Source organism: Fibrella forsythiae (assembly GCF_017353175.1).
Classification (GTDB): domain Bacteria; phylum Bacteroidota; class Bacteroidia; order Cytophagales; family Spirosomataceae; genus Fibrella; species Fibrella forsythiae.
This window is the reverse complement of the sequence record NZ_JAFMYW010000001.1, coordinates 884,638-908,089: the sequence shown is the minus strand read 5'-3', so window position 1 is coordinate 908,089 and position 23,452 is coordinate 884,638. Positions and strand designations below refer to the sequence as shown.

At 42.8% G+C, this 23,452-nt stretch carries 21 protein-coding genes; 17 read left to right on the top strand and 4 right to left on the bottom strand.

Annotation, left to right across the window (positions count from 1 at the left end):
• Window positions 1-24: 24 nt before the first annotated feature.
• Together J2I46_RS04330 and J2I46_RS04325 are read right to left on the bottom strand one after the other, a co-directional pair.
• Window positions 25-651: a DJ-1/PfpI family protein gene (locus J2I46_RS04330; protein WP_207327695.1), complete on the bottom strand. Its 627-nt coding sequence runs from the start codon at window positions 649-651 to the stop codon at window positions 25-27.
• Window positions 652-759: 108 nt separating this feature from the next.
• On the bottom strand, window positions 760-1,422 hold the full coding sequence (locus J2I46_RS04325) for a thiamine diphosphokinase (RefSeq protein ID WP_207327694.1): 663 nt from the start codon (window positions 1,420-1,422) through the stop codon (window positions 760-762).
• Window positions 1,423-1,619: 197 nt separating this feature from the next.
• Here J2I46_RS04325 and J2I46_RS04320 point away from each other — a divergent pair, with 197 nt between their 5' ends.
• Window positions 1,620-2,087, top strand: coding sequence for an FKBP-type peptidyl-prolyl cis-trans isomerase (locus J2I46_RS04320; protein ID WP_207327693.1), 468 nt, complete (start codon window positions 1,620-1,622; stop codon window positions 2,085-2,087).
• On the opposite strand, the gene J2I46_RS04315 is transcribed toward J2I46_RS04320, so the two are convergent.
• Window positions 2,046-2,303: a hypothetical protein gene (locus J2I46_RS04315; RefSeq protein ID WP_207327692.1), complete on the bottom strand. Its 258-nt coding sequence runs from the start codon at window positions 2,301-2,303 to the stop codon at window positions 2,046-2,048. The genes J2I46_RS04320 and J2I46_RS04315 overlap by 42 nt on opposite strands.
• Before the next feature lie 839 nt (window positions 2,304-3,142).
• On the opposite strand from J2I46_RS04315, the gene J2I46_RS04310 reads away from it, so the two are divergent.
• From J2I46_RS04310 to J2I46_RS04235, 16 genes are all read left to right on the top strand, one after another.
• On the top strand, window positions 3,143-4,195 hold the full coding sequence (locus tag J2I46_RS04310) for a hypothetical protein (protein ID WP_207327691.1): 1,053 nt from the start codon (window positions 3,143-3,145) through the stop codon (window positions 4,193-4,195).
• Between the two features lie 54 nt (window positions 4,196-4,249).
• Entirely contained in the window at window positions 4,250-4,948 is a 699-nt protein-coding gene (locus tag J2I46_RS04305; protein ID WP_207327690.1) for a hypothetical protein, read from the top strand.
• Between the two features lie 79 nt (window positions 4,949-5,027).
• Complete coding sequence (locus J2I46_RS04300; RefSeq protein WP_229379488.1) at window positions 5,028-6,929, top strand: YjbH domain-containing protein; 1,902 nt, start codon at window positions 5,028-5,030, stop codon at window positions 6,927-6,929.
• 21 nt (window positions 6,930-6,950) lie between these two features.
• Window positions 6,951-7,757, top strand: coding sequence for a polysaccharide biosynthesis/export family protein (locus J2I46_RS04295; protein ID WP_207327689.1), 807 nt, complete (start codon window positions 6,951-6,953; stop codon window positions 7,755-7,757).
• A gap of 11 nt (window positions 7,758-7,768) precedes the next feature.
• Entirely contained in the window at window positions 7,769-10,102 is a 2,334-nt protein-coding gene (locus tag J2I46_RS04290) for a GumC family protein (protein ID WP_207327688.1), read from the top strand.
• Window positions 10,103-10,171: 69 nt separating this feature from the next.
• Window positions 10,172-10,843 (top strand): sugar transferase, encoded by a 672-nt coding sequence (locus J2I46_RS04285; protein ID WP_207327687.1) that lies wholly within the window; start codon window positions 10,172-10,174, stop codon window positions 10,841-10,843.
• Window positions 10,844-10,861: 18 nt separating this feature from the next.
• Complete coding sequence (locus J2I46_RS04280; RefSeq protein ID WP_207327686.1) at window positions 10,862-12,388, top strand: lipopolysaccharide biosynthesis protein; 1,527 nt, start codon at window positions 10,862-10,864, stop codon at window positions 12,386-12,388.
• A gap of 1 nt (window position 12,389) precedes the next feature.
• Window positions 12,390-14,036 (top strand): hypothetical protein, encoded by a 1,647-nt coding sequence (locus J2I46_RS04275; protein ID WP_207327685.1) that lies wholly within the window; start codon window positions 12,390-12,392, stop codon window positions 14,034-14,036.
• An 85-nt stretch (window positions 14,037-14,121) separates the two neighbouring features.
• Complete coding sequence (locus tag J2I46_RS04270; RefSeq protein ID WP_207327684.1) at window positions 14,122-15,117, top strand: acyltransferase family protein; 996 nt, start codon at window positions 14,122-14,124, stop codon at window positions 15,115-15,117.
• A 7-nt stretch (window positions 15,118-15,124) separates the two neighbouring features.
• Entirely contained in the window at window positions 15,125-16,312 is a 1,188-nt protein-coding gene (locus J2I46_RS04265; RefSeq protein WP_207327683.1) for a glycosyltransferase, read from the top strand.
• A 45-nt stretch (window positions 16,313-16,357) separates the two neighbouring features.
• The gene (locus J2I46_RS04260; protein WP_207327682.1) at window positions 16,358-17,527 is read left to right on the top strand and encodes a glycosyltransferase; all 1,170 of its coding nucleotides are present in this window, start codon (window positions 16,358-16,360) and stop codon (window positions 17,525-17,527) included.
• 39 nt (window positions 17,528-17,566) lie between these two features.
• Window positions 17,567-18,361: a glycosyltransferase family 2 protein gene (locus J2I46_RS04255; RefSeq protein ID WP_207327681.1), complete on the top strand. Its 795-nt coding sequence runs from the start codon at window positions 17,567-17,569 to the stop codon at window positions 18,359-18,361.
• Between the two features lie 15 nt (window positions 18,362-18,376).
• Window positions 18,377-18,934 (top strand): LbetaH domain-containing protein, encoded by a 558-nt coding sequence (locus tag J2I46_RS04250; RefSeq protein WP_207327680.1) that lies wholly within the window; start codon window positions 18,377-18,379, stop codon window positions 18,932-18,934.
• Between the two features lie 24 nt (window positions 18,935-18,958).
• A complete protein-coding gene (locus tag J2I46_RS04245; protein ID WP_207327679.1) occupies window positions 18,959-19,810 on the top strand; it encodes a glycosyltransferase family 2 protein in 852 nt (283 codons plus the stop codon).
• Window positions 19,811-20,235: 425 nt separating this feature from the next.
• Window positions 20,236-21,525, top strand: a complete 1,290-nt coding sequence (locus tag J2I46_RS04240) for a WcaI family glycosyltransferase (protein WP_207327678.1) — start codon at window positions 20,236-20,238, stop codon at window positions 21,523-21,525.
• 370 nt (window positions 21,526-21,895) lie between these two features.
• Window positions 21,896-22,498, top strand: coding sequence for a laminin B domain-containing protein (locus J2I46_RS04235; protein ID WP_229379485.1), 603 nt, complete (start codon window positions 21,896-21,898; stop codon window positions 22,496-22,498).
• Window positions 22,499-22,578: 80 nt separating this feature from the next.
• Here the strand turns inward: J2I46_RS04235 and J2I46_RS04230 are convergent, their stop codons facing one another.
• Window positions 22,579-23,340, bottom strand: a complete 762-nt coding sequence (locus J2I46_RS04230) for a tyrosine-protein phosphatase (protein WP_229379483.1) — start codon at window positions 23,338-23,340, stop codon at window positions 22,579-22,581.
• Window positions 23,341-23,452: the final 112 nt, after the last annotated feature.

Sequence of the window (23,452 nt, the reverse complement as noted above, 5' to 3'; positions counted from 1 at the left end):
CCAACCAATCAACCAGTTAACCAATCAACCAGCCACCCAGTGATCATACTGCATGTATGACGCGGTTTCGCGGGCCTCGTCTGCGCCGAAGAGTTTCCCGATCACATAAAGCGACATATCGATGCCGGCTGAGATACCCGCCGACGTGATCACCTTGCCGTTATCGACCCAGCGTTCCTGAGGGTGCATCGTGACGTCGGGGAACAGATCGCGCATCGACTGCACGGCTCCTTTGTGCGTTGTGGCCGATAAGCCGTTGAGGAGACCCGCCCTGCCCAGTATAAGTGAACCCGTACAGACCGATAACACCAGTTCAGCGGTGGGTGCGTGGCGACGTACCCAGTTCAGGATGGCAGGATTATCCATCTCGCGGCGGGAACCCGCGGGCGTACCATCGGCCAGGTAACTCCCACCGCCGGGAACGATCAGGATATCCGGTTTGGGATGGTCGTTCAGTAGGTACGTTGGGTTGATAGACAGCCCGTTACGGGCGTAAACCGGTCCGCGTTCAGCCACGGTGAATACCTGAAAAGGTGGCGTCGAAAACCGTGTTTGCCCCGACTGCCGACCAGTCACGCCAAATACCTCGAACGGCCCGGCAAAGTCGAGCACTTCGATTTCATTAAAGAGGAGAATAGCTACGTAACGCATAAGGATATTGGATATCGGATTGGCTCTACTGCATCAAAAATGGCTAATTTTCATTCAGCAGAGCATGTTTTTCCGCTCTTTCCTCGCCTCCGTTCTCCCTTTCCTCCGTTAATCATGGCATTCCATCAGGAGCAGATCGCCGGTTTGGGTTGTGATGCGGACGAAACCGTCGTTGGCAGCTTCGTTGCTGCTTCCGGTTCGGTAACCGATCGTCAGTGACTCGTTGTAAAGATTATACAAGAGGCCTTCCGTTTCGATGCCTGTAACCGTACCTACCGGAATGAGCGAAATGGGGGTGCCTTTGGCATACCATTTCTCGAAGCGTCCCACCAGCGGGTAAACCACCGAATAATCATCGATGAGGGTCACTTTGATGATCGATTTGAACCGGACGATGTTGGTCAGATTGGTAATGGTATGATCCATCCGTCGACCGGTGGCCCACACGATGTTGACGGCCGGAAACCCGCGTTCGACCAGAAAATCGATGCCTTTTTCGAGATCGGTCTTGTTCTGGTCGGGCGTTGAGATGATCTCAATGGGGTATTGGGCGGCACGGATGGCCTCCACATCGAGGTCGCGATCGAAATCGCCAAGTAAGACGTCGGCCTTCAGCCCCATGGCCATAACCCGGTGGATGGCCTGATCGAGCACGACAATATAGGGCGACCACTCCAGTAACTGGCCCAACAGGTCGGGGTCACATGATTCGCCGTTGGCGATCAATAGAGCAGGCTCCTGCTTTTCACGAACAATATGATGTGACGACATAAACAAAGAGGCAAGTGGTGATGATTCGTTGCGGGTGGTTTCGGGTAGTATACGAAGTTGTCAGCTTTGGCAAAATGCGTGCCGATACTGTTGGCCGCCCTTCTATAACATGCCGTGTAGGTACGTTGGCTGGAAATATAGAACCAAATCGCGTTGTCTACCCGTTACGTACCCATACCAAACGCATTGATTAACGTATGCATATCACGAAACATAAGGTAGCCGCCATCCGGTACACGTTGCGAAACGATGCCGGCGAGGTGCTCGATTCCAGCGAAGGTGGTGAGCCACTTTACTATCTACACGGCGAACATAACCTGATTCCGGGTATGGAAGAAGGGCTGGAAGGCCGGCAGGCGGGTGATAAACTCAACCTGAGTATTCCACCCGAAAAAGGCTACGGCGTACGCGATCCGAAAAATGTGCATGAGGTGCCCAAAACTGCCTTTGGTGGCTCTCCGGTCGAGGTAGGCATGCAGTTCCAGGCCGATGACGGCATGGTGGTCACGGTAAAAGAAGTGGGTCCAACGTCGGTTAAGATTGATGCCAATCATGAACTGGCGGGCGAAACCCTGCACTTCGATATTGAGGTGGTGGAGGTACGCGATGCAACCGACGATGAACTATCGCACGGGCATGCCCACGGCCCGGGCGGGCATCATTGATGCCTGTTTCCTACCGTACCTGATACTAGCCCGGGCAGATGTCCGGGCTTTTTCGTGCGCATGATCGGGGTGCCCGGCCAGTAACTGACTGCGGAGAGTAATCTGTAGTAATAGAAAGAGGTCTTTGATTCCTGCTTTTTCTGTCCTGGGTAATGCCGATAAGGGGAGCCTGTTTACTGGCAAATCAAACGAACTTACCCGTTTGGTATCGTACATATCCAGGCGCTTTCACCCGTTGAAAGGGTAGATTTGGTGACATCGGACAGCAATTGTAACCAAAAGTAACATTAAAATGGGATTAAAATTTATTTAATCTTTAAAGAAACTCTATCGGTTTAGGAGGCTCAGAATTGACTATAAATGATCTAATGCTGTTTTATTTTTATAAGATATGTGATTAAACCAATAAAATTGGTCTATTTATTAAGTAGCAACACTAAACCGTTTAATATCTATCTAATGCCAGAAAAAAAAATATTGGGCATATATGTAGTATACTTGCTTTCGATATCGAAAACATATTTTTGATATGACACACCGTAAACCATGAATTATTTACCCACACTTCGAATGAGAGAGCCTGACACAGGCAGGCCAGCAGTCACAGTTCACTCACTATAAAGTGAGCGGCTGATGTGCGCGAGATGACAACCCATATTATGCACTTACGGAGAAGTTGATCCTTCAGATGTTTAGTTGAAAAATAATTCTAAAGATCGCTGTAAGGTATTCACAATCAAATTAGTGTCGTCTACTACCCAGTACAAATGACTAGAAGTATTTTTGAGTATATGCATAAATAGATACGCACTTTTTGTTAAGTGCTTACTTTTATTTCTGCATAAAAAATATCATTTATGCGGTCTTTTGTAACTTTTTGGTATGGTTTGTGCTCGAATTTGTATATCAAATGACGATAATAACATTCATAAAAGTTTTTAGCTGACTTTTAGGTCAGGTCATTAAAATTATACGAGCGGGTCATCATTAACTAGGGCTTTGTACTCTCACCAATTATCTGATTTTTCTACTTACTAATTTGTAAAGATCATTACATGAAAACTGCAAAACTCAGTATCCGGTTTCTCGCATACGGCTTATGCCTGGCGGCTACCCTGTACAACTGTAAGACGAAGGATGTGGATTCGCTAACGCCATTCACCTACACCTTCAAAGGGTTCGACACCAAGCTGCCCGACATCACGCCAACAGCACCTGCGGCTGTGTCAGTAACAGCATCGACGTTCACCTCGTCAACGGCTGCGGCTGCCGTTAGCTCAGGCCTGTCGAGTATGTCGGCAACCGGTGTAGTACCCGCCAGTGTGCAACAGGCAAGTAACGCCGTTGCCTCGGCTGTGTCACCTGCGAAAGCGGCCGAACTGGCCGCTAGTTTCTCACCTGCCGTGATGGCCAATCTAACGGCTACAGGTACATTGCCTGCCAACTTAAAAGCTGAAGCCTCTGCCCTTGCGGCTAACCCTGCCCTGAAAGCTTATCTGCCCACCTTTACCCTGCCTACCGTGAATGGTAAGCCGGTAGGTGGCCGGACATCGTCGGGTGGTGAAACCGGCCTGATCGAGAAACTGGCCGCGACCAACGCCCGTGCCGATGACGATGCCTGTAAGGCTGCCGCCGCCGCTGCCTACAACACCGCCCTGACTACCCTGAATGAAGGGAAAGCAACGCAGGACGCCGCGGTGAACGCGACCTTTGCCGCCGCTCAGGCTGCTATTGCGAGCCAGGCAACGAGTTGCGTAGGCACAGTGACCACCAACTTCGCCCCGCTCCGCGCCGCCGCTGCCAAGGATTATAATGATGGAATTGCCGGCCTGAACGCCAATAAGGCTGTTCTGGGCAGTTACTATGACCTGCTTGTTGTGTTGTATGCGGTTGCCTATGTTGATGCACTTGGTATCTATAACACACTTCAGGCTGCTGAAAATGCTGCCTGCTCTGCGACTGCCACCGCCAGAACTGCCTCTGCCACCGCAGCCCGAAACACCGATCTGAACAAGATCACAGCCAACTACAACACGGCAAAAACAACCTTAGACAGAAACCTTGCTACGGCTGTTGCCAGCTGCCACAACCAGGGTAACGGCGGTTGATCCGCAGTCGCATCAACTGAACGATCCTGATTCCACCTCAAGCCAGTCAATCTTATGTGCAAAAAATCTATTTCCGCTGCCATTATTGTCCTAGCCGGTTTCTTTGGTGTCCTCTCGGCCCAGGCCCAGGTTAATCTGAAAAGCATCAGCGTTGGTGCCAGCTACTGGCAGCCCTCGCTCGACTACTGGAACGACCGGTCGTTTCTGCTCGACTATAACAGCGGGAGCGGTGCCAGGCTATCGGGTAAAGTGATGCCAACGGCGGCTATTGAAATCGGCCTGGTCAAGAACCTGTCGATCGGTGCGCGGGTCGGTTATTACAAGAACACGGCATCAGGTACTGTCACTATTGCGGGAATAACCCGTACGGAAGACTTCTCACTGTCGATCATTCCGGTGGCGGCCGACCTGAAGTACACCTTCGCCGGTAAGCAGGACGATGCTAAAACGCCTTTCCTGCTGCCCTACATCGGGGTAAGCGTAGCGCGCTATTTCATCAATAACGAGCTGAACCGGGTGGTGACGGCCAACCCAGGTACGTTGAGCGAAAAGCAGTCGGGCAACTCCTACGGTGTGCAGGTGTTTGTGGGTGCCGAGAAGAAGCTGGTAAAAAGTTTGTACGCCGGTCTCGATGTTCGCTACCACCTGGGCAACTACAACCAACTCGTTCGGACCGAGACAGCGAGCAGCACCGAAAAGGTAAGCCTGAACGGAGTGGAAGCAGGGCTTTCGCTACGGTTTAAGTTTAACTAACCTATTGATGATAAATGGTTTACTAACGCAATTTCTAAGGAATTACGTATAAGGGTTACCGTTAGACGAATTAGTAGCTATGAACGCCGGGAAAAAGAGAATGATCATGCTGTTGCTTGTAGCCAGTATCGGATGTCCGATACAGGTACTGGCACAGATGAACATCTCCGGAAAACCGGGACTGATCTACGTTCCATCTGCGGAAATTATGGATGATGGAACGTTCTCCATTGGCTATAACTACAACCCGATCAACTACGCATTCAAATACAATAAGACTAATTCGGAAAGTATCGCCTACGTAAACCTGGCTCTACTGCCCCGGCTGGAAGTCAATCTGAATCTGTTGAATGCGAACGGCGATATTGCCTTTAAACGTAAAGGGATTGGCGACCGTCAGGTTGATGTGAAATACGCCATCCTGACAGAGCGAGCGAAACGACCTGCTGTAGCAGTGATTCTTTCAGCTCCATTTGGCGTCGACAACTCGCTCTTAACGCACGCGATTGTGGCCACGAAGCATACACCTGTCACACGATCTATCAATGCGGCGGTAACAGTAGGTTATGGGAGTCCATATACAGTTGGCCGACGTACAAACCAGAATGATATACTGTCGGATTTTAGGTTCCTGGACAAGAAGCGAGATCTACAGTATAACTATCTGGTGGGTCCATTTGGCGGGGTTAGCCTCAACTTCGCCAGGAAAGGTGGTGTGATGGCGGAATGGGATTCACAGCACCTGAATGTTGGCGCATACACTACGCTGTTTAATCATTGGACGATTCAGGCGGGGCTGTTAAACGGCGAGCAACTGACAGTGGGTACGTCCTACAAGGTGAACTTATTACGTTCTCAAAAGCAGGTACGTACCAGTAAACCTACATACTCTGCCACTAAAACACGATCAGACGGAGAAGTGCTAGGTAGCAATAGCGAGCGAAACGTGTTGCTGGACTACGAAAATCTGGCCGTTGATAGTACAAACCGCCGCGTATACTACGAGCAGCGACTGTATCGAAATCCGTTTACGGGCATTGTAAAGTTGGCTGATCCATTGGCTGGCCAGCAGATCAATGAGTTCGTTCCGCTTTTTCAGGGTGTACCCATTGCCCGGTATCGGGTAGGGGAGACACTAACGGCAGGTACGTTGTCGAAGCAGGAGCGGGCTGATTATGCAGTGGCTCATCCGTTTGACAGCCGGAATTACAAGCTGGATTTCCGGATACAACCGGAATTCATTGCGCAGTTTGGTTTTCGGGAACAGACGGTAGAAAGTAAAACCAACCTATTGCTGCAAAGCCAACTGTTTCTGAGTCGTGGTTTGGTGCTGAACTGGGGCGTGTTGGTTCCACTCATTAACAAGCTGGATAATCAGCCGTTGAATGTGCGCCCCGCGCCGACGTTCCTGAACCAGTTCCTGGCGCTTGATGGTCGTAATTTTTTGAGTCTGTCGGCCGGGTTGTTCTATAACGATCAGTACGGTGTGAATGCCCAGTACCGCCATGCCGACGTGAATTCAAACTGGTCTTACGGTGTCGAATCGGGGTTGACAGGGTTTTATTACTTTCCTGAGAGCGGCTTCTACTATGAATCGCTTAACCACCTGCTGCTCCTGGCTGATGTGGCCTATCGCATTCCGAAGCGAGATATAACCGTTAAGGTGTCGGGTGGGCAATTCTTACGACAGGATCGGGGCGCTCGGGTTGATGTGATCCGGCAGTTGGGAAACGTGGAAATTGGCTTTTTCGCGGTGAAGACGGGCAATGGAACAACGGGGGGCTTCAATTTCGCCATTCCAATTCCACCGGGTCGGATTGCGCAAAGTCAGCGGCTACGGCTACGGACTAGCGAAGAGTTCCGCTGGGAATATGCCTACACCCGTGGCTACAATATTGCTGGCCGGTACAAGGTTGGCTACCAATTAGATGCCTTGTTGCGACAGTATCAGGGTAGTTATTTACAAAATCAGTATCGATAAGAAGTGCATAATGTGACTTGTATGAATGTTCGTGAAATGCGTGCCTGGATAGGTGCTTTGGTGATTGGTTTGAGTACGTGTCTGTCGAGCTGCATTTCCAGTAAGGAATTGGTGCTTTATCAGTCGAATGGCTCAGGTAAAGACTCGGTGATCACTGTGGCGCCCCGGTATATTCCGACCATCAAGGCAGGTGATGTCTTATCGGTTCAGGTCAGCAGTCTGAGCCCGGAAGCAACGGCTTTTTTCAACCCTTATGCTATGATGAGCGTAGGTGGTCAGACCGGGGCTACGCAGACGTCAACGACCAATCCTGTGCCATATACGCCCGGTTATCTTGTCAGTGAAACGGGACAAATTACTCTTCCGCTGGCGGGCTCGATTACGGTTGGGGGTCTTTCCAATACGCAGGCTGCCGCGCAGATTCAGCAGAAGCTGCTCGATTACCTGAAAGAGCCAACGGTAAACGTACGTAACCTGAATTTTCAGATCTCTATATCTGGAGAAGTTGCCCGGCCGTCATTATTCTCGATTCCGAATGAGCAGATCACGTTACCCGCTGCACTGGGCCTGGCTGGTGACATCACCATTTTCGGTCGTCGGGATAACGTCTTGGTGATTCGGGAAGAAAACGGACAACGTACCTTCAACCATGTTGATCTGACTAAGCGCGACGTCTTTCAATCGCCCTATTATTACCTGCGTCCCAACGACGTCGTTTACGTTGAACCGGGTAAGGCACGGGTCGCCAATGCCGACCGAACATATCAATTATTGCCTATCGTCATCAGCGCCTTATCCTTCGTTGCCATTATTGTTAGCCGTTTTTAATACGAATGAACATGAACACTAACACGAACACATATACTCCTTACCAAGCCTACGAAATAGAGACTCAGCCTAACCTGCGTGCCCTACTGATGCGGTATGTACGCAACTGGCCCTGGTTCGTTGGTTCGCTCGTGCTGACGGTGGCTGCGGCTTACGTGTATCTATTGTATCAGCAACCTGTCTACAAAGTAACGGCGAGTATGCTGGTCAAAGACGAAAAGAAAGGGATGGCGGGTGAAAGCATGATGAAGGAACTCGATATTTTCACCAGCAGCAAAGTGGTTGAGAATGAAGTAGAGATCCTGAAATCATTCACCCTGATGGACCGGGTTGTTAACAAGCTGGGCCTGGATGTTCGCTACTATGAACCAACCAGTACGATCAAGAAAGAGGTATACAATGAGTCGCCCATACGACTGCTGGTTGAAAACCCTATGCCTCAGCTGTATAAAGAGGAACTGGAGTTCACCTTTGTGAATGCGGGCACGGTGAAGTTGAACGGACAAACGTACCCGGTAGACCAAAGCATTAAAACGCCGTACGGCCAATTGCGCATTTTTGCCCGTAAACCACTCACCGGCAATCTTCCCCATATTATTACCACGGTAACCAGTCATCAGCAGGCCGTTGAAGGATATCTGGCTAACCTGAAAGTGGAGCCGACGGCCAAGCAGTCGACCGTACTGGCGATGAGCCTGGAAGAAACCGTACCGGATAAAGGCGAAGCAATTCTGAACCAGTTAATTCTGGAGTACAACAAGGAAGCGATCGTTGACAAGAACAAAGAAGCAAACAACACACTCACGTTCATTGAAGATAGGCTGGCGCTCATCTCGGGAGAACTATCGACGGTAGAGAAAGAAGTAGAGTTCTACAAATCCACTCAGGGCATTACGGATCTGAGCGCCCAGGCACAGACATTCCTGCTTACGGTGAAGGAAAACGATACGCAACTGAATGAAGTAAACGTTCGGCTGAGTGCCCTGGATGACGTAGAAAAATATGTAAAAAACCAGTCGGGCGAGAAAGGGGTTGCGCCTGCTACGCTCGGATTCAGCGACCCTATCTTGACCGGCTTATTGACCAAAGCCTCGGAGTTGGAACTGCGCCGTGAAGAAACATCACGCACTATGTCGGGGAACAACCCGTTGGTTCAGTCGCTCGACAGTCAGTTGAGAAACCTGAAAAGCAGCATCAACGAAAACATTCAGACAATGCGCCAGCAATTGACCAGCAACCGCAAACTGCTTGTTTCGAATAACCAGCGCATAGAAGGCATGATTCGCACGGTGCCGGGCAAAGAACGCGCGTTGCTAAACATTACCCGGCAGCAGGCGATCAAAAACGGCCTATATACGTACCTATTACAGAAACGGGAAGAAACCGCGTTATCGGCAGCTTCGACCGTATCAGATAGCCGCACCGTCGATGCTGCCCGTACAGGTAGTACACCTATTCGCCCGGTGAAGATGACTATTTTTGGCTTGTTCGCGTTCCTGGGGATGTTAGTGCCGGTGGTAGCCATATCGGCAAAAGATGCCCTGAACAACCGGGTATTGCGCCGTTCTGACGTAGAAGATGCTACGCATACGCCAATCCTTGGGGAAGTGGTAAGAAGCAAGCAGGCAACAGCTGACAGTCTGGTTTTTAAACCACGTATGCAGTCAGTGATCGGCGAGCAGATCCGGGCCTTACGGACTAACCTTCAGTTTATGCGGAGCGATTCGCAACGGGCGCAGGTGCTGTTATTTACGTCGAGTATAAGCGGCGAGGGTAAATCGTTTATCTCGCTGAATCTGGGAGCAAGCCTGGCCCTGGTTGGTCGTAGAACGGTCATTCTGGAAATGGACATGCGCAAGCCCAAGTTGCACAAGAGCCTGCATATGGAAAATGGGGCTGGCTTAAGTAACTACCTGATTGGCGATGCATCGGTTGACGAATTGTTACGGCCAATTATTGGCTACGACAATTATTACATCATTACGGCTGGCCCACTCCCACCAAACCCATCCGAATTGCTCAGTTCACCTCGACTAGCCCAACTGTTCGAAGAATTGAAGGAACGATTTGAGTATGTCCTGGTCGATTCGCCACCAGTAGGGCTGGTGACTGACTCACAACTGATCGCTCCATTTGCCGATGCCACCATGTTCCTGGTGCGCCATGACCACACGCCCAAGAATTACCTGAAAATGGTGGATACCCTGTATAAAGAGCAGCGCTTCCAGAAGTTAAGCATTATTCTGAACGGCGTTGGCGAGGGAGAGTCGTACTACTACAACTACAGTTACGGTGATTATTACGGCGGCGCTGATAAAAAGAAAAAGTTAAGTCCGGGAGCGTAATCGCACCAGGAGCTGAAGTCTCTCTGAATCAATGCTGTTTACTACACTCTCAATGTAACTAGAACAACCATGCTTAGTCTTGACTCTCACTACAAAGCACTCTACGTATATGCTGAGCCACGTACCCGTAACAATGACACAATCATTCGTTTGCAGGGGAAACGAGTGTTTGATATCTGCTTTTCGTTGCTTGTAACTGTCTTCGTGCTGTCCTGGATGATACCCATTTTGGGTATTTTAATAAAGTTATGTTCACCCGGCCCAATCCTGTTTATTCAGAAGCGTACAGGATACCGGGGAATTCCCTTTAGCTGTATTAAATTCAGAACAATGACCTATAGCCCAAAGGAGGACACGTTCAAGCAGACAACAAAAAACGACTGTCGTGTTACTCCATTGGGCCGGTTCTTACGCAGAACAAATCTGGATGAAATGCCACAGTTTTTGAATGTGCTTGTGGGCGATATGAGCGTTGTAGGGCCACGCCCACATGCCTTACCACATAGCGCACAATTCTGGAATACTATGCCAAGCTACAGAAAGCGGTATCGCGTCAAGCCAGGTATAACTGGCTTAGCTCAGGTACGTGGTTGCCGAGGTGAAACGGATAAACTGATCAAAATGCATCACCGCGTAAAATATGACCGTTTTTACAACCGTAAACAGTCGCAAATGCTAGACATTTGGATATGCTGGTTAACAGTAAGTGCGATGCTACGAGGCAATGTACATGCTTGGTAGTTAAATGATAAATACATAATGTCAACAGCAAAAAGATTAATTTCTGGTACGATAGCTTCTTGGGCAAGAATAGGGGTTACTATTGTAACTCAGTTAATATTAGTACCAGTTTTCTTAACTTATTGGGATATTAAAACTTACGGAATGTGGCTTACAATACAAGCTCTAGTAAGTGTTGTAAGTACATTTGATAAAGGATACGTTGATTATTTAGGTTTTGAATTTTTAAAACAAGGTCGTGAAAATGTCGAAAAAATAACCAATTATTTGTGGTCGGGAGTAGTAGTTTTACTAGCTATTGGCACTGTGGAATTATTATTGTTATGGATTTCAATACCATACTTTCTGACTTACACAATAAGCTCAAATAGTAATTTAAGTCAAGATACTATAAGACAAGGCACAGTTGCATTGATATGCCAATGGTTTGTATGGGTGTATTTTTCAAATACTACGGGATTATTTTTTAGAGCATTATCTGCTTGGGGCTATTTTTCAAGAATGGCATGGTGGGATGTTACAATTGCTTTTCTAAGCTCAATTGTATCTATTTTAATTGTAACACAGGGGGGGGACTTATTTGCATTGAGTATCGGAAATTTAATTTTTCTTGCAATAATCAATATATTAAGATGTTATGACATATCAGTAATATTAGAAAAGGAGAACATGTTAAAGGGCAGAATATCGATTGATTTAGGACTACAGACGTATAAAGATTCAATATTATTGTCTGTAAGATATTTACTAGAAAATTTTAAACAACAAGGCCTTCGGTTAATATTAACACCGCTTATCGGAGTCGAGGGACTTACTTCGTTTTCTACAACTAAAACGGGTACAAGTTTTATGCAACAAGGTATTTTAACAATAACAAATCCAATGTTGCCAGAATTAATGAGATTTTTAAATAAAAAAGAACAAGATAAGCTTGATGCGACATTTGGGACAGTCTGGGTTATAATTGTGACTATTTTGGGGCCAGGAATGTTATTTTTCCAGATTTCAGCTCATACACTTTTCGATATTTGGACTAAAGGTAAGATACCGTTTGAACCGTTTCTAATCGCCACTTTGTTGTCAAGTATATTGATTTATTCTTTTTCGCAACCTGCAATTGCGATAGTAACGGGTAACAATCTTATTAAAAATCAAATGCTTATTTCAATTTTGTCAACATTAACTCTTATTGGACTTATTTTTTTTATTGTGCCTAATTTTGGATTGAATGGTGTCGGAATTTCAATTCTTATATCTGAATTCTTGGCTGGATTTTGTTTTATTATATTTGCGAAAAAATGGCTAAGAGCTAATAATTTGTGTTGGCCTACACAATTGTCATATATTGTTTTTCTTTCAGTAATTAGCACTATTATATGTATGCTTTCTGTTTGTTTTAGAATTTTAGAAACTTGGGTGATTTTGATTTTCTATGTCACTGTATCTATATTATTGATGATTAGTTATTGGAGTTATACTTCTATTTTCATAAAAAATAAATTACTTAGAGTGTTTAAAAAGACTTCATTAAATATTAATTCATAATATGAATACATCTGATATTGTTGGTTTGCAGTATGAAACTGTAAAACACAAACAAGCTCGATTTTTAAATTTGGTTAATATAAATAGCAAACAGTTTCTGTTGTTATTTAAAAAATGGTCATGGATAGTATTAATAATTTCTGGAATATTACAGTTGTTATTACATTGGAGTATTGAAAATCTATTTGGCTTAATTTGTGTGTTTTCATGTTGGACTTTAACTAATAAATATGTTTTAGATCACTCAAAATTAAAAAATTATTCTTTTTCAACTTTGATTTTACTAGGTTTTGCAATCACTCAATACTTATTGCCAACAATTTTTACTTTAGTTGAAAATAAATATTTGGTTTATAATTTAAAAGTACCCAATGACGTTTTTGTTCATTCAACTTTAGCATATATAACAATAATAATATCGCATATTTTATATTCAAATAGCTTAATAATACAAAACATAATTCGACCTAAAATTCAGAAAGGTATGTATGATATATCCTTTTATAAAGTCCCAAGCGACACGCAAGTCTGGATAATAGGAATGATGGGATTATTATCAATGTTTGTCTCCTATTTTTATATTAAAGAAGATTATAATAATTATTCTGAAGGTGCAAGTAATAAGATGTTAGAAGGTTTCATTCCATTTACATATGCACCTTACTTATTAGTCGCGAAACGATTATATGGGACAAGCGAAGGTTTGAAAAAAGGATATTACTTAAAATTATCTTTATTCACTCTTGTACTTATGGCGATTGGAATTGGTGGTAATGCACGAGCATTGTTTATTAATGGAATTGTTTCTGCAGGAATTGCATACTTTCTAGGCTTATTGATAGGGCTATATGACAATAAGCTTTTCAAAGCTAATAATATTATTATAGCAATATGTGCAGTACTGTTATTCACAGGTCCAGTTGCTGATATTGCTACATCCATGGTTATTGTGAGAGATCAACGTGGTAGTATATCGAAGTCTGAAATGTTGATAAAAACCTTAAATGTTTATAGAGATAAAGATGCAATAAGGCTTTACAAGCTTGCGGCTAATAACTCATTATCAGATTGGGATGAACATTATTTTGACAATTTATTTTTAGCAAGATTTTGCAATTTAAAATTTAATGATAAAAGCCTAGAACTATCAGGTAAGATAGGGGTATTAGATGAAGATGTACGTACATATTCTATCAATAGATTTTTGTCAATATTTCCAAAACCTGTTCTTAAATTGTTTCAATTTAATTTCGATAAAGATAAAGTAATATCTTCTTCTTACGGTGATTTCTTATACATGAAAGCTGGAGGTGGGCAAAATGCTTTAGGAGGATTTAGAGTTGGGCAATTTGCTGGTACCGGCATGGCTGCATTTGGTTGGTGGTATTTAGTGATACTTGGCATTGGTATTATACCCGTGTATCTTTTGATGGATTCTTACGTTTTTCGGAATAAACGTTCTAATAGTTTTTGTATTAGCCTAGCTGGCTTGTTACAAATTACAACTATTTTCATGTTCTTATCTTTATCATCTACTTCTGAAAGTGTGATGAATGTATTTAATTTCATAGTTAGAGGGTGGCTTCAAATTAATGTGTTGTATTATTTTGTTTATGTACTTTCAAAAAGTCTTCAAAAACTATTTTAAATTTATATCCTCTTTATAATTAAGTGAATAGTATTTCGTTGTGGGTATTTTGAAAGATTAAAATTTAAATTAATTTGATTCTAATATGAATAATTCAAATATTAAGTGGGTAGATATTTTGAAAGGAATAGGAATTTTTTTTGTAGTAGTAGGGCATATTTTTAAAGGAAAAATTGTTGATATGATTTTTTTGTTTCATATGCCTTTATTTTTTTTTGTAAGTGGATATCTATTTAAGCCTACTGACAATTTAATTGGTTTTTTTAAAAAAAAAGTAATTCACCTACTAGTGCCATATCTATTTTTCATGATTTTAATATACATTCCTCAAGAAATAAGTTGTTTTATGTCTGGAAAAGACACTTTTGTTGAGGCAGTTTTAAGGCCAATCTTAGGTGGAAAGTTCCTTGTAGGTTGGACTGGTGTGTTTTGGTTTACTACATGTCTCTTTTTTGTTCAACAAGTGATGAATCTGCTTTACGTATCATTTGATAAAAAAAATGTAAGTATTATAATGTGTATTTCTATGGTATTTGGATATATTAATGGCATTATTTTTCCAGGCTTCTGGTTGCCTTGGAGTATTAATATTGCGTTTGTAGCAATGCCAATATTCTACATTGGATACCTTTGTAAAAACATAAATTACTTTGATATAATTAAAATTTCGAATTTTCTCATTTTACTATGTATTTCGATAGGGATTTTGATCGTCCCTGGCAATTATATGAATATGAAAAATGCATATTATGGTATTCCAGTAATTACTATTATATCTAGTTTTGTTATTATTGTTTTTTTAATAATTCTATCTAAGAAAATTTCCAATTTTCCATTGATGAGTAACGTGTTATCAAGTCTTGGTAGCGCTTCTATTATCGTAATGTATTTGCATCAACCGATTCAAATGATTTTAGTTGATTCTTTTGGAATAACAAGTTATATGACAAGGCTGATTTTTTCACTTGTTTTATCATTTTTATTTTATAAGTTATTCAATCACTATGATTTAAGTAAGGCACTTTTTTTAGGTAATAAAGAAGCCTTTCAAAGGGTTTTACCATTCAAACATAAGCTTTAATTGTCTTATGAAAATATTACTTTTTACACACCCTAATTTTTCTAGATCACAAAGTATGCCACGGTATGCTAAGATGCTTGAAAAGTATTTAACTGAATCTGGACATGTTGTTACCGTTTGTTCCCCACGCGGATTTTTATATAATCTGCCTTTTTCTCAAAATATAAAGAAATGGCTTGGTTACATTGATCAATATATCATATTCTACCTCAAGACTTGGATTCAGTTGTTTTTTATTCCTAAAAACGTGCTATTAGTATTTGCCGATAATGCATTAGGACCATGGGTACCCCTTGCAAAAAATAGAGCTCATGTAATTCACTGTCATGATTTTTTAGCCCAAAGATCGGCTCTAGGATTCATCCCAGAAAATTTAACAGGCTGGTCTGGTAAATGTTATCAGTCTTTCATTAGGAGAGGTTATAAACAAGGACATAATTTTATTTCTGTATCAGTAAAGACACAAATTGATCTTCATACTTTTTTAGAACATGAACCTACATTGTCTAAGGTCGTTTATAATAATGTTAACCCTATTTTTTACCCAGGAAATCTTTTCGAGTCAAGAAAAATTCTATCGCAAAAACTTTCTATAAACTTACTTGACGGATTTATTCTTCATGTTGGTGGCAATCAATGGTATAAAAATAGGACTGGAGTCATAGAAGTTTATAATAGCTGGAGAAATGAATGTTCGAAAGTACTGCCATTGGTATTTATAGGACCGCAACCCGATACTACTCTGCACGATGTCGCAAAAAAATCAAATTATTCAAACGATATTCATTTCCTCACCAATATTACAGATGCTGATGTCGTAAACGCATACAGGGGCGCGACTGTATTTTTCTTTCCATCTTTGGAAGAAGGATTTGGGTGGCCTATTGCTGAAGCTATGGCCTCAGGGTGTCCAGTCGTTACCACTGATTCTGCTCCAATGAACGAAGTTGCAGGGAGTGCAGGATTTTATATAAAACGTAGACCGAGTCCTATAAATCAGTTTAGTACTTGGGCTTCAGAAAGTTCAAAGATTCTTAATATAGTAATTAATTTAAGTGATTCTGAGCGTCAGGTAGTGATTAAAAATGGTGTTATTAACGCAAAACGTTTCAACGTAGAATTTTCTTTGAAGGTTATCGAAGATATATACAATAATATTATCTGTACAACTGATTATTTTTCATCAAATGATTAATTGTTGTTTTATATTAAATTGCAATTTTTAAACTATTGCCTTGTTATGAAAATTTTACGAGTAATTCCAAGCATGAATCCAAAACTTGGTGGACCTTCTCAGGGTATCCGTAACATGATCCCGGAATTAGAAAAGTATGGGCACACAAATGAGGTAATTTGTTTTGACGACTCTGATGCTGAATATGTTCTTAATCAACCATTTATAGTTCATGCTTTAGGTAAACCATCAGGTCCGTGGGTTTATAACTCTAAACTTAGAAAATGGCTTGATTTTTATCTGTGCAAATATGATGTAGTAATCATTCATGGTCTTTGGCTTTATCATTGCTTTGCTACTTATCAAGCAGTTACACAGTATAAGCAAAAGAATAAGAAGTCTAATATTTCTTTATATGTAATGCCACATGGTATGTTAGACCCTTGGTTTCAAAATTCAAATAGCCGTAGATTTAAGTCTTATCGAAATTATATTTACTGGTTTATTTTTGAACGACATGTAGTTGCTGCTGCTGATGGACTTCTGTTTACAAGCGAACTTGAAGTTGATTTAGCTCGCAAGACTTTTCCATTGTATCGTCCTAAAAAAGAATTAAATGTAGGATATGGAATTCCTGAAGCCCCTTTGTTTCATTTAGGGATGAAGCATGCTTTCACGTCATTAATTGATACTTTTAAAGATGAACAATATATATTATATATGAGTAGAATTAATGAAAAAAAAGGGGTAGATATTTTAATTGATGCATATATTAAACTTAAGATTGACGGAGTAAATTTACCAAAATTAATTATTGCTGGTCCCGGAGCTAATTCTCCTTACGGTATTAGGTTAAAGAATAAAGCTTCTTCTGAGACTGACATATTGTTTTTAGATATGCTCTCTGGCGATGCTAAATGGGGTGGGTTATATTCTTGCTGCGCTTTTATTTTACCAAGTCATCAAGAAAACTTTGGCATCGCAGTTGTTGAAGCTCTTTCCTGTGGAAAACCAGTATTGATCTCGGATCAAATTAATATTTATACCTCAATACAAGGTAAAGGTGGACTAGTTGATAAGGATACATATGAAGGCGTGCGTAATTTGTTAAGTAGTTGGGTAAAATTATCTGATTTCGATAAAAATGAACTGAGTGTTAACGCAAAAAATATTTATAATACTCTATTTTCTGCTCAAGCAGCAGCTGCTAGATTCCACGAATTATTGTTGGACTAAACTTTATTGTGGCATTATTTTATTTCGTTTATTTCTGCTATGAGAAACATTAAATTCTCTATTGTTACGATAGTTTATAATGAACAATCGTACATAGAACGAACTCTTCAAAGTGTTGTTAATCAGTCTTACGCTAATTTTGAATACCTTGTTATTGATGGTTATTCAACTGATGACACAGTTTTAATAATCAATAAATATATTAAAAATATTAAATTTTTTGTTAGTGAGCCTGATTCAGGCCTTTATGATGCTATGAATAAAGGCATTATTCATTCAACTGGCGATTACATAATATTTATGAATGGTGGAGATCGTTTTGCTACTAATGATGTCTTGGATCTACTAAGTAAGGAACTTAGTAAAGATGACAGGGTGATTGACTTTGTATATGGTGATTCTTACGTATGCTACGAAAATTCTGAAATTGAATTTTACAAGAAAGCTAGGAATGCTAAATACCTTTGGTATGGTATGTTTGCCAATCATCAGGCAATGTTTTATCGTTTAAGTCTTGTAAAATCAAATAACTTGCTATTTGATTTAAATTACAAAATTAGTGCTGATTATAAGTTTACTGTGGACTTTTTAAAATTTTGCTCAACTAAATTATATATTAATAGGCCTTTTTGTGTTTTTAGGCTTGGAGGAGCGTCTGTTGTTCAGAGGGATCTTGGCTTATTTGAAGCTGAAAAAATTCGTAAGTTTTCCCTCGGTTATACTATTCCTGTAATACTATCAATCAGAATATTAATATATAGCGCCCGATTTCTGGAAGATAGACTGTCTTGGTTACACAAATATTTGAGGTTTTCCAATTTGTCAACCAATTAAAATATTTAATATTATATGAAAATTGATTTAAAAAAAAGTGTTTCACCATTTTCAAAGAAGGAGAAGTACTCTAGATTTATTTGGAACATAGTTTGGTATTTAGTCTCTCCACTTCCTAGACCAGCGAGTTCATTAAGAATAAAATTGTTGAGATTATTTGGCTCTAAGATTGGTAAAGATTGTTTAATTGAGCCAGGTGTGAAAATATGGATTCCATGGAATTTGATACTTGATGACTTTGTCGCAATTGGCCGCCAAACTGAAATTTATAATTACGGAGTCGTTTCTATTGGTTCAATGACTGTTATTTCACAGTATAGTTATTTATGTACCGGAAGTCATAACTATAGCCATCCGTATATGCCTTTGATATGGGATAACATTGTCATTGGGAGTGAATGTTGGATCGCTGCTGGTACATGGATAATGCCTGGTGTAAAAATAGGTGATGGGGCTGTGATTGGCGCTAGGTCTTTGGTGACAAGAGATATTCCTGATTGGTCAGTCTGTGCTGGTCATCCTTGTAAACCACTTAAGGAAAGAAAGATTCTTAATATTGATATAATTGACTGAAATATTGAAAAACGTTTTGAAATTATGATTTCAGTACTCGTACTTACCAAAAATGAGGAACAAGATCTCCCTGCTTGTTTAGAATCTGTGTCTTGGTGTGATGATATTCACGTTTTTGACTCATTCAGTGATGACAGAACTTTGGAAATTGCAGATAGCACTGGTGCATTAGTTACACAGCGCAAGTTTGATAATTGGTCTTCCCATCAAAATTGGGGTCTTTCTAATATACCGTTCAAGTATGAATGGGTTCTATATATAGACGCTGATGAGCGAGTTTCACCTGAGTTAAAGGATGCATTACTCAGAACTCGATTAATGAGCGACAATATTGCTGCTTTCGAAATACAGCGTAGAGATTTTGCCTGGAATGGGACTTGGTTGAAACACGCACAAATGTCTCCGTACTATATGCGTTTGTTTCGTCCTTCAAAAATGCGATATGAGCGGCTTGTAAATCCGATCTCTATACCGAATGGAGATGTTTTGCGATTGGATGGTTTTTTGGATCATTATCCGTTTAGTAAAGGCTTCCGGTACTGGTGGCAGCGTCATTTAGGCTATGCTGATTTAGAAGCTTCTATGCGTATGCAGGATATCAATATAGGCACCTCTTTTTCATTACAGAAAGCATTATTTAGTAAGGATTTTAGCGAACGTCGTTATCATCAGAAAGGAATTTTCTATAAGATGCCTGGTCGTCCTTTAATTAAATGGTTTTATCTAGCCATTTGGCGCCGGGGTTTTCTAGATGGTCATGCTGGTATGACCTATGCACTTCTCCAAGCTATATATGAGTATTTTATTGTTTTAAAAACAAAAGAGCTATCTTCTGTTAAGCCGAAATACTCTTCTTCAACTAAGAACTTCTTCTAACTGGTATTATGCGACACGTCCCGATTCTATTTATACTAGGCGTTGGGATCATAATTATCTGCTTTCTAAGTTGGCTGCCTACGCCCAATTTAGGCGTTTATGGTTTTTTGCCTCGTTGGATCACTCAATGGACGGACAACACGGCAAATATGAATATTAGAACAGCGATCCCCCTTGGCTTACTTGGCATCTGCTGTGGGCTATGGTTGCTATTGGGTAAGCGTACCTGGGCTAGTTGGCTGGCGATGTTGCTGGTACTAATCGCTGTCGTAAGTATTGCGGAAATAGGACAACTTATGTTGCCCTTTAGACACTTTGATTGGGGAGATATTTCTTGGGGGATTATTGGCGCATGTACTGGATTAGGCCTAATTGCCTTAATTCGTTTGGTATGGACTAGGTGTCATTTATTTAAGTAATGATGTATGAAAATATTGATCTACGGCATCAACTATTCTCCCGAACTGACTGGTATTGGTAAGTACACAGGTGAAATGGGTAGCTGGCTGGCTCAGGATGGGCAGCAGGTCGATGTAATTACTACAATGCCGTATTATCCCGAATGGTCGGTACACGATTCCCATGTGGGGAAGTGGTGGTTCACTGAACAAATCGATGGCGCTAACGTCCATCGATGCCCGTTTTACGTACCCAAAACCGTGACGTCAGCGAAGCGCATTCTGCACGAGTTTTCGTTTATGCTGAGTAGCCTGTTTTTCTGGATTCCTGTTTTCTTCGGGAAACGGTATGATGTGGTTATTTGCCTGTCGCCTCCCTTCCACCTCGGATTGATACCGGTTTTCTATAGCAAACTGCGCCGTGTTCCGCTGTGGTGCCACATTCAGGATCTGCAAATTGATATGGCTAAAGATCTGGGAATGATCAAAAACAAACGGTTTCTGGACATTATGTTCCGGGTAGAGGCGTTCATTCTGAAAAACTGTACAGTTGTCTCTACAATCAGTGAAGGCATGGTGCTGAAGGTGACTCATAAAAAGGTAGTGCAGGGCGACTGTGTTTTATTCCCAAACTGGGTTGATGGCGAGCAGATCAAACCACTACCGAGGTCTCAATCGTTACGGACCGAGTTAGGTCTGTCAGGGTCAGACAAGGTGATGCTCTACTCGGGTAGTTTAGGCGAAAAGCAGGGATTAGATCTGATCATCGAGGCGGCCCGGGCGTTTGTGACTCAACCTGAGGTGAAATTTCTAATTGTCGGGTCGGGTGGGGGAAAAGACAAGCTTGAAGCGCTCGTTGCACACTATGGTTTGACCAACGTCAGATTTCATCCATTACAACCTTACAAAAAGCTGGCTGCCCTGCTGGCTACAGCGGATGTTCACTTGGTGCTCCAGAAGAAATCAGCGTCTGATCTGGTGCTCCCGTCCAAGTTGACCGGTATTCTGGCGGCGGGCGGTTGTGCGCTTGTTTCGGCTTTACCGGAAACTACCTTACACACAGTGATTGACCGGTACAAGATGGGGTTACTGATTGAGCCGGAGTCAGTCGAGGCGTTGGTCGAAGGGATTCGTGCCGCTTTGTCAAGTGATCTGACTGTTTACCGGAGAAATGCCCGACAGTATGCGGAGAATAACCTGGACAAGCAGGTGACCTTGAGCCGGTTTATGGGGCGTTTACGACAATTTGCTGACAGTGGCTATCCGCTGTCCAGCGTGAAAAAGCCGCGCGAAGTGGAGCCCTCGGAAGTAGTGTAAACATAGAGCACTCAGTTATTCCAGAGCTTTCTTGATTATCAAGTGATCGAAATGCCTCAGGTACATTACGTAACGTACCTGAGGCATTTCGATTTTTTTGTTAAAAGCCCCCAACTAAGCGCACGTCACTAGCCATAAAATTCAGTGTGTCTTATGAAAGCTGATTATCATAGATGTCTGGCCAAAGGGCATGTATTACCAATTAATCACCAACATAAAGTAGCTACGCCTGTGTATTATGTGATTTTAAATAAATATTAAGGTTGATTATCAACGCTATAGGTGCTGTTACACAACTCCCAACTAACTTTGTGATGAAATTGTCATATGACAACTTTGCTACCGTAACAAACTTCATCACCGAGTGTACATGTTTAAACAACTACCCAAAAAATCAAGTAAACGAATTGCTCTGGTCTATAGCTTACTGCCTCTTCTTAGTATGAGTTGCCAGGATTTTTCAACTTTTATTCGTCCTCAGGCTTCACTGCCTTTCCTTGAAAACTTTGAAACAGACAGTCAGGGATGGACTGTGAACGCCGCAGCCAAGGGTGGATACAGTAAAACGGGAGGGAATCCGGGAGGGTACCTTTATGGAATTGATAAATCAACTGATGCTTGGTTTTTCATGGCCTCAGACAGCTTACTTCACGCATCGAAGAAGGGGTATGGAAAAACCCTGAGTTTTGAGCTTGAACAGGATGCTGTAGATGCACAAGCAACTACCTCAGACGATGTAGTGATGTCTGATGGCGTTATTACGTTAACATACAACACTTCTTGTAATCCTTCTACGACATGGACAGCCTACTCGGTGAAACTCGACGAGTTGAGTGGCTGGAAAAATGAGAAAAAGGCCGCAACAAAGGCAGATATCCAACAAGTTTTGGGCCACCTGACTAGCCTGAAAATACGAGGTGAATTTCGGTTTGGTCCCGATCGGGGCGGGTTAGATAACGTCTCGCTTAAATAGCAGGTCTATTCGCTGCACGTCAACGTACCTGGATGGACCAAATGTCCGTAGGTACAGGTACGTTGATTATAGCTAAGCCATTATCCTAAAGACATCGTATTCAGTAGGGGTTGCTGCTCCAGCATGGCCAGGTCTTTGGCGTTGAGTAGACGGGCCATGGCTTTCAGGTCGCCGGGGCGGTGGAGGTCACTGCCGATGAAGTCGACCCATTGCTGCTGCAGGAGGAAGCGTGCCTGTTTCTCTACCTGTGAGCCGTAACGGCCGCTCAGCGACATCCAGTTGAGTTGAAACAGACAACCGGTTTCCCGCAGGTTGGCCAGTGCGTCGCGGTCGGTATGGTAGTATTTATACCGTTCGGGATGCGCCAGCACAGGTACGTATCCACGGGTCTGAATCCGGAACAGGATATCGGCCAGTTGGAAGGGCGGTGCCGACCAGCCCGTCTCCACGAGCAGGTAGCGCTTGTCACCAAACGAGAGCAGATCGCCCTTGTTCAGCAGGTCAAGAAAGAAGTCGTCCAGTAGGTATTCCGCCGCGGCATCGATGGTGATGGGTAACTGATGTTCGGCGATGAGCGCCCGCACATCGGCGAGGCCCTGCTGGATGGCGGCTGAACTGGTCGGATACCAGTCGCGGCTGACGTGAGGCGTGGTGATGACTTTGCGGATGCCCCAGTCGGCCAGTTGCCGCAGGCAGGTAAGGGTTTCGTCGAGGCTGGTGACGCCGTCGTCGAGGCCGGGAAGCAGGTGCGAGTGCATGTCGACCTGCCAGGGGACAGTCAGGTCGGGCGGGAGGGCGTTACTGGAAGAAAATAAGCGTTGCCAAAGGCTTTTCGTAAACATTTAGTACAAAGGTACGGAGGAATTGAGGATTTCGGGGAAATGTATTAGGAAGCGGGAGGAGTAAGACCTGGGGCTGGGAGACGGGGGAATGTGTGTTGATTGATGGATGCGG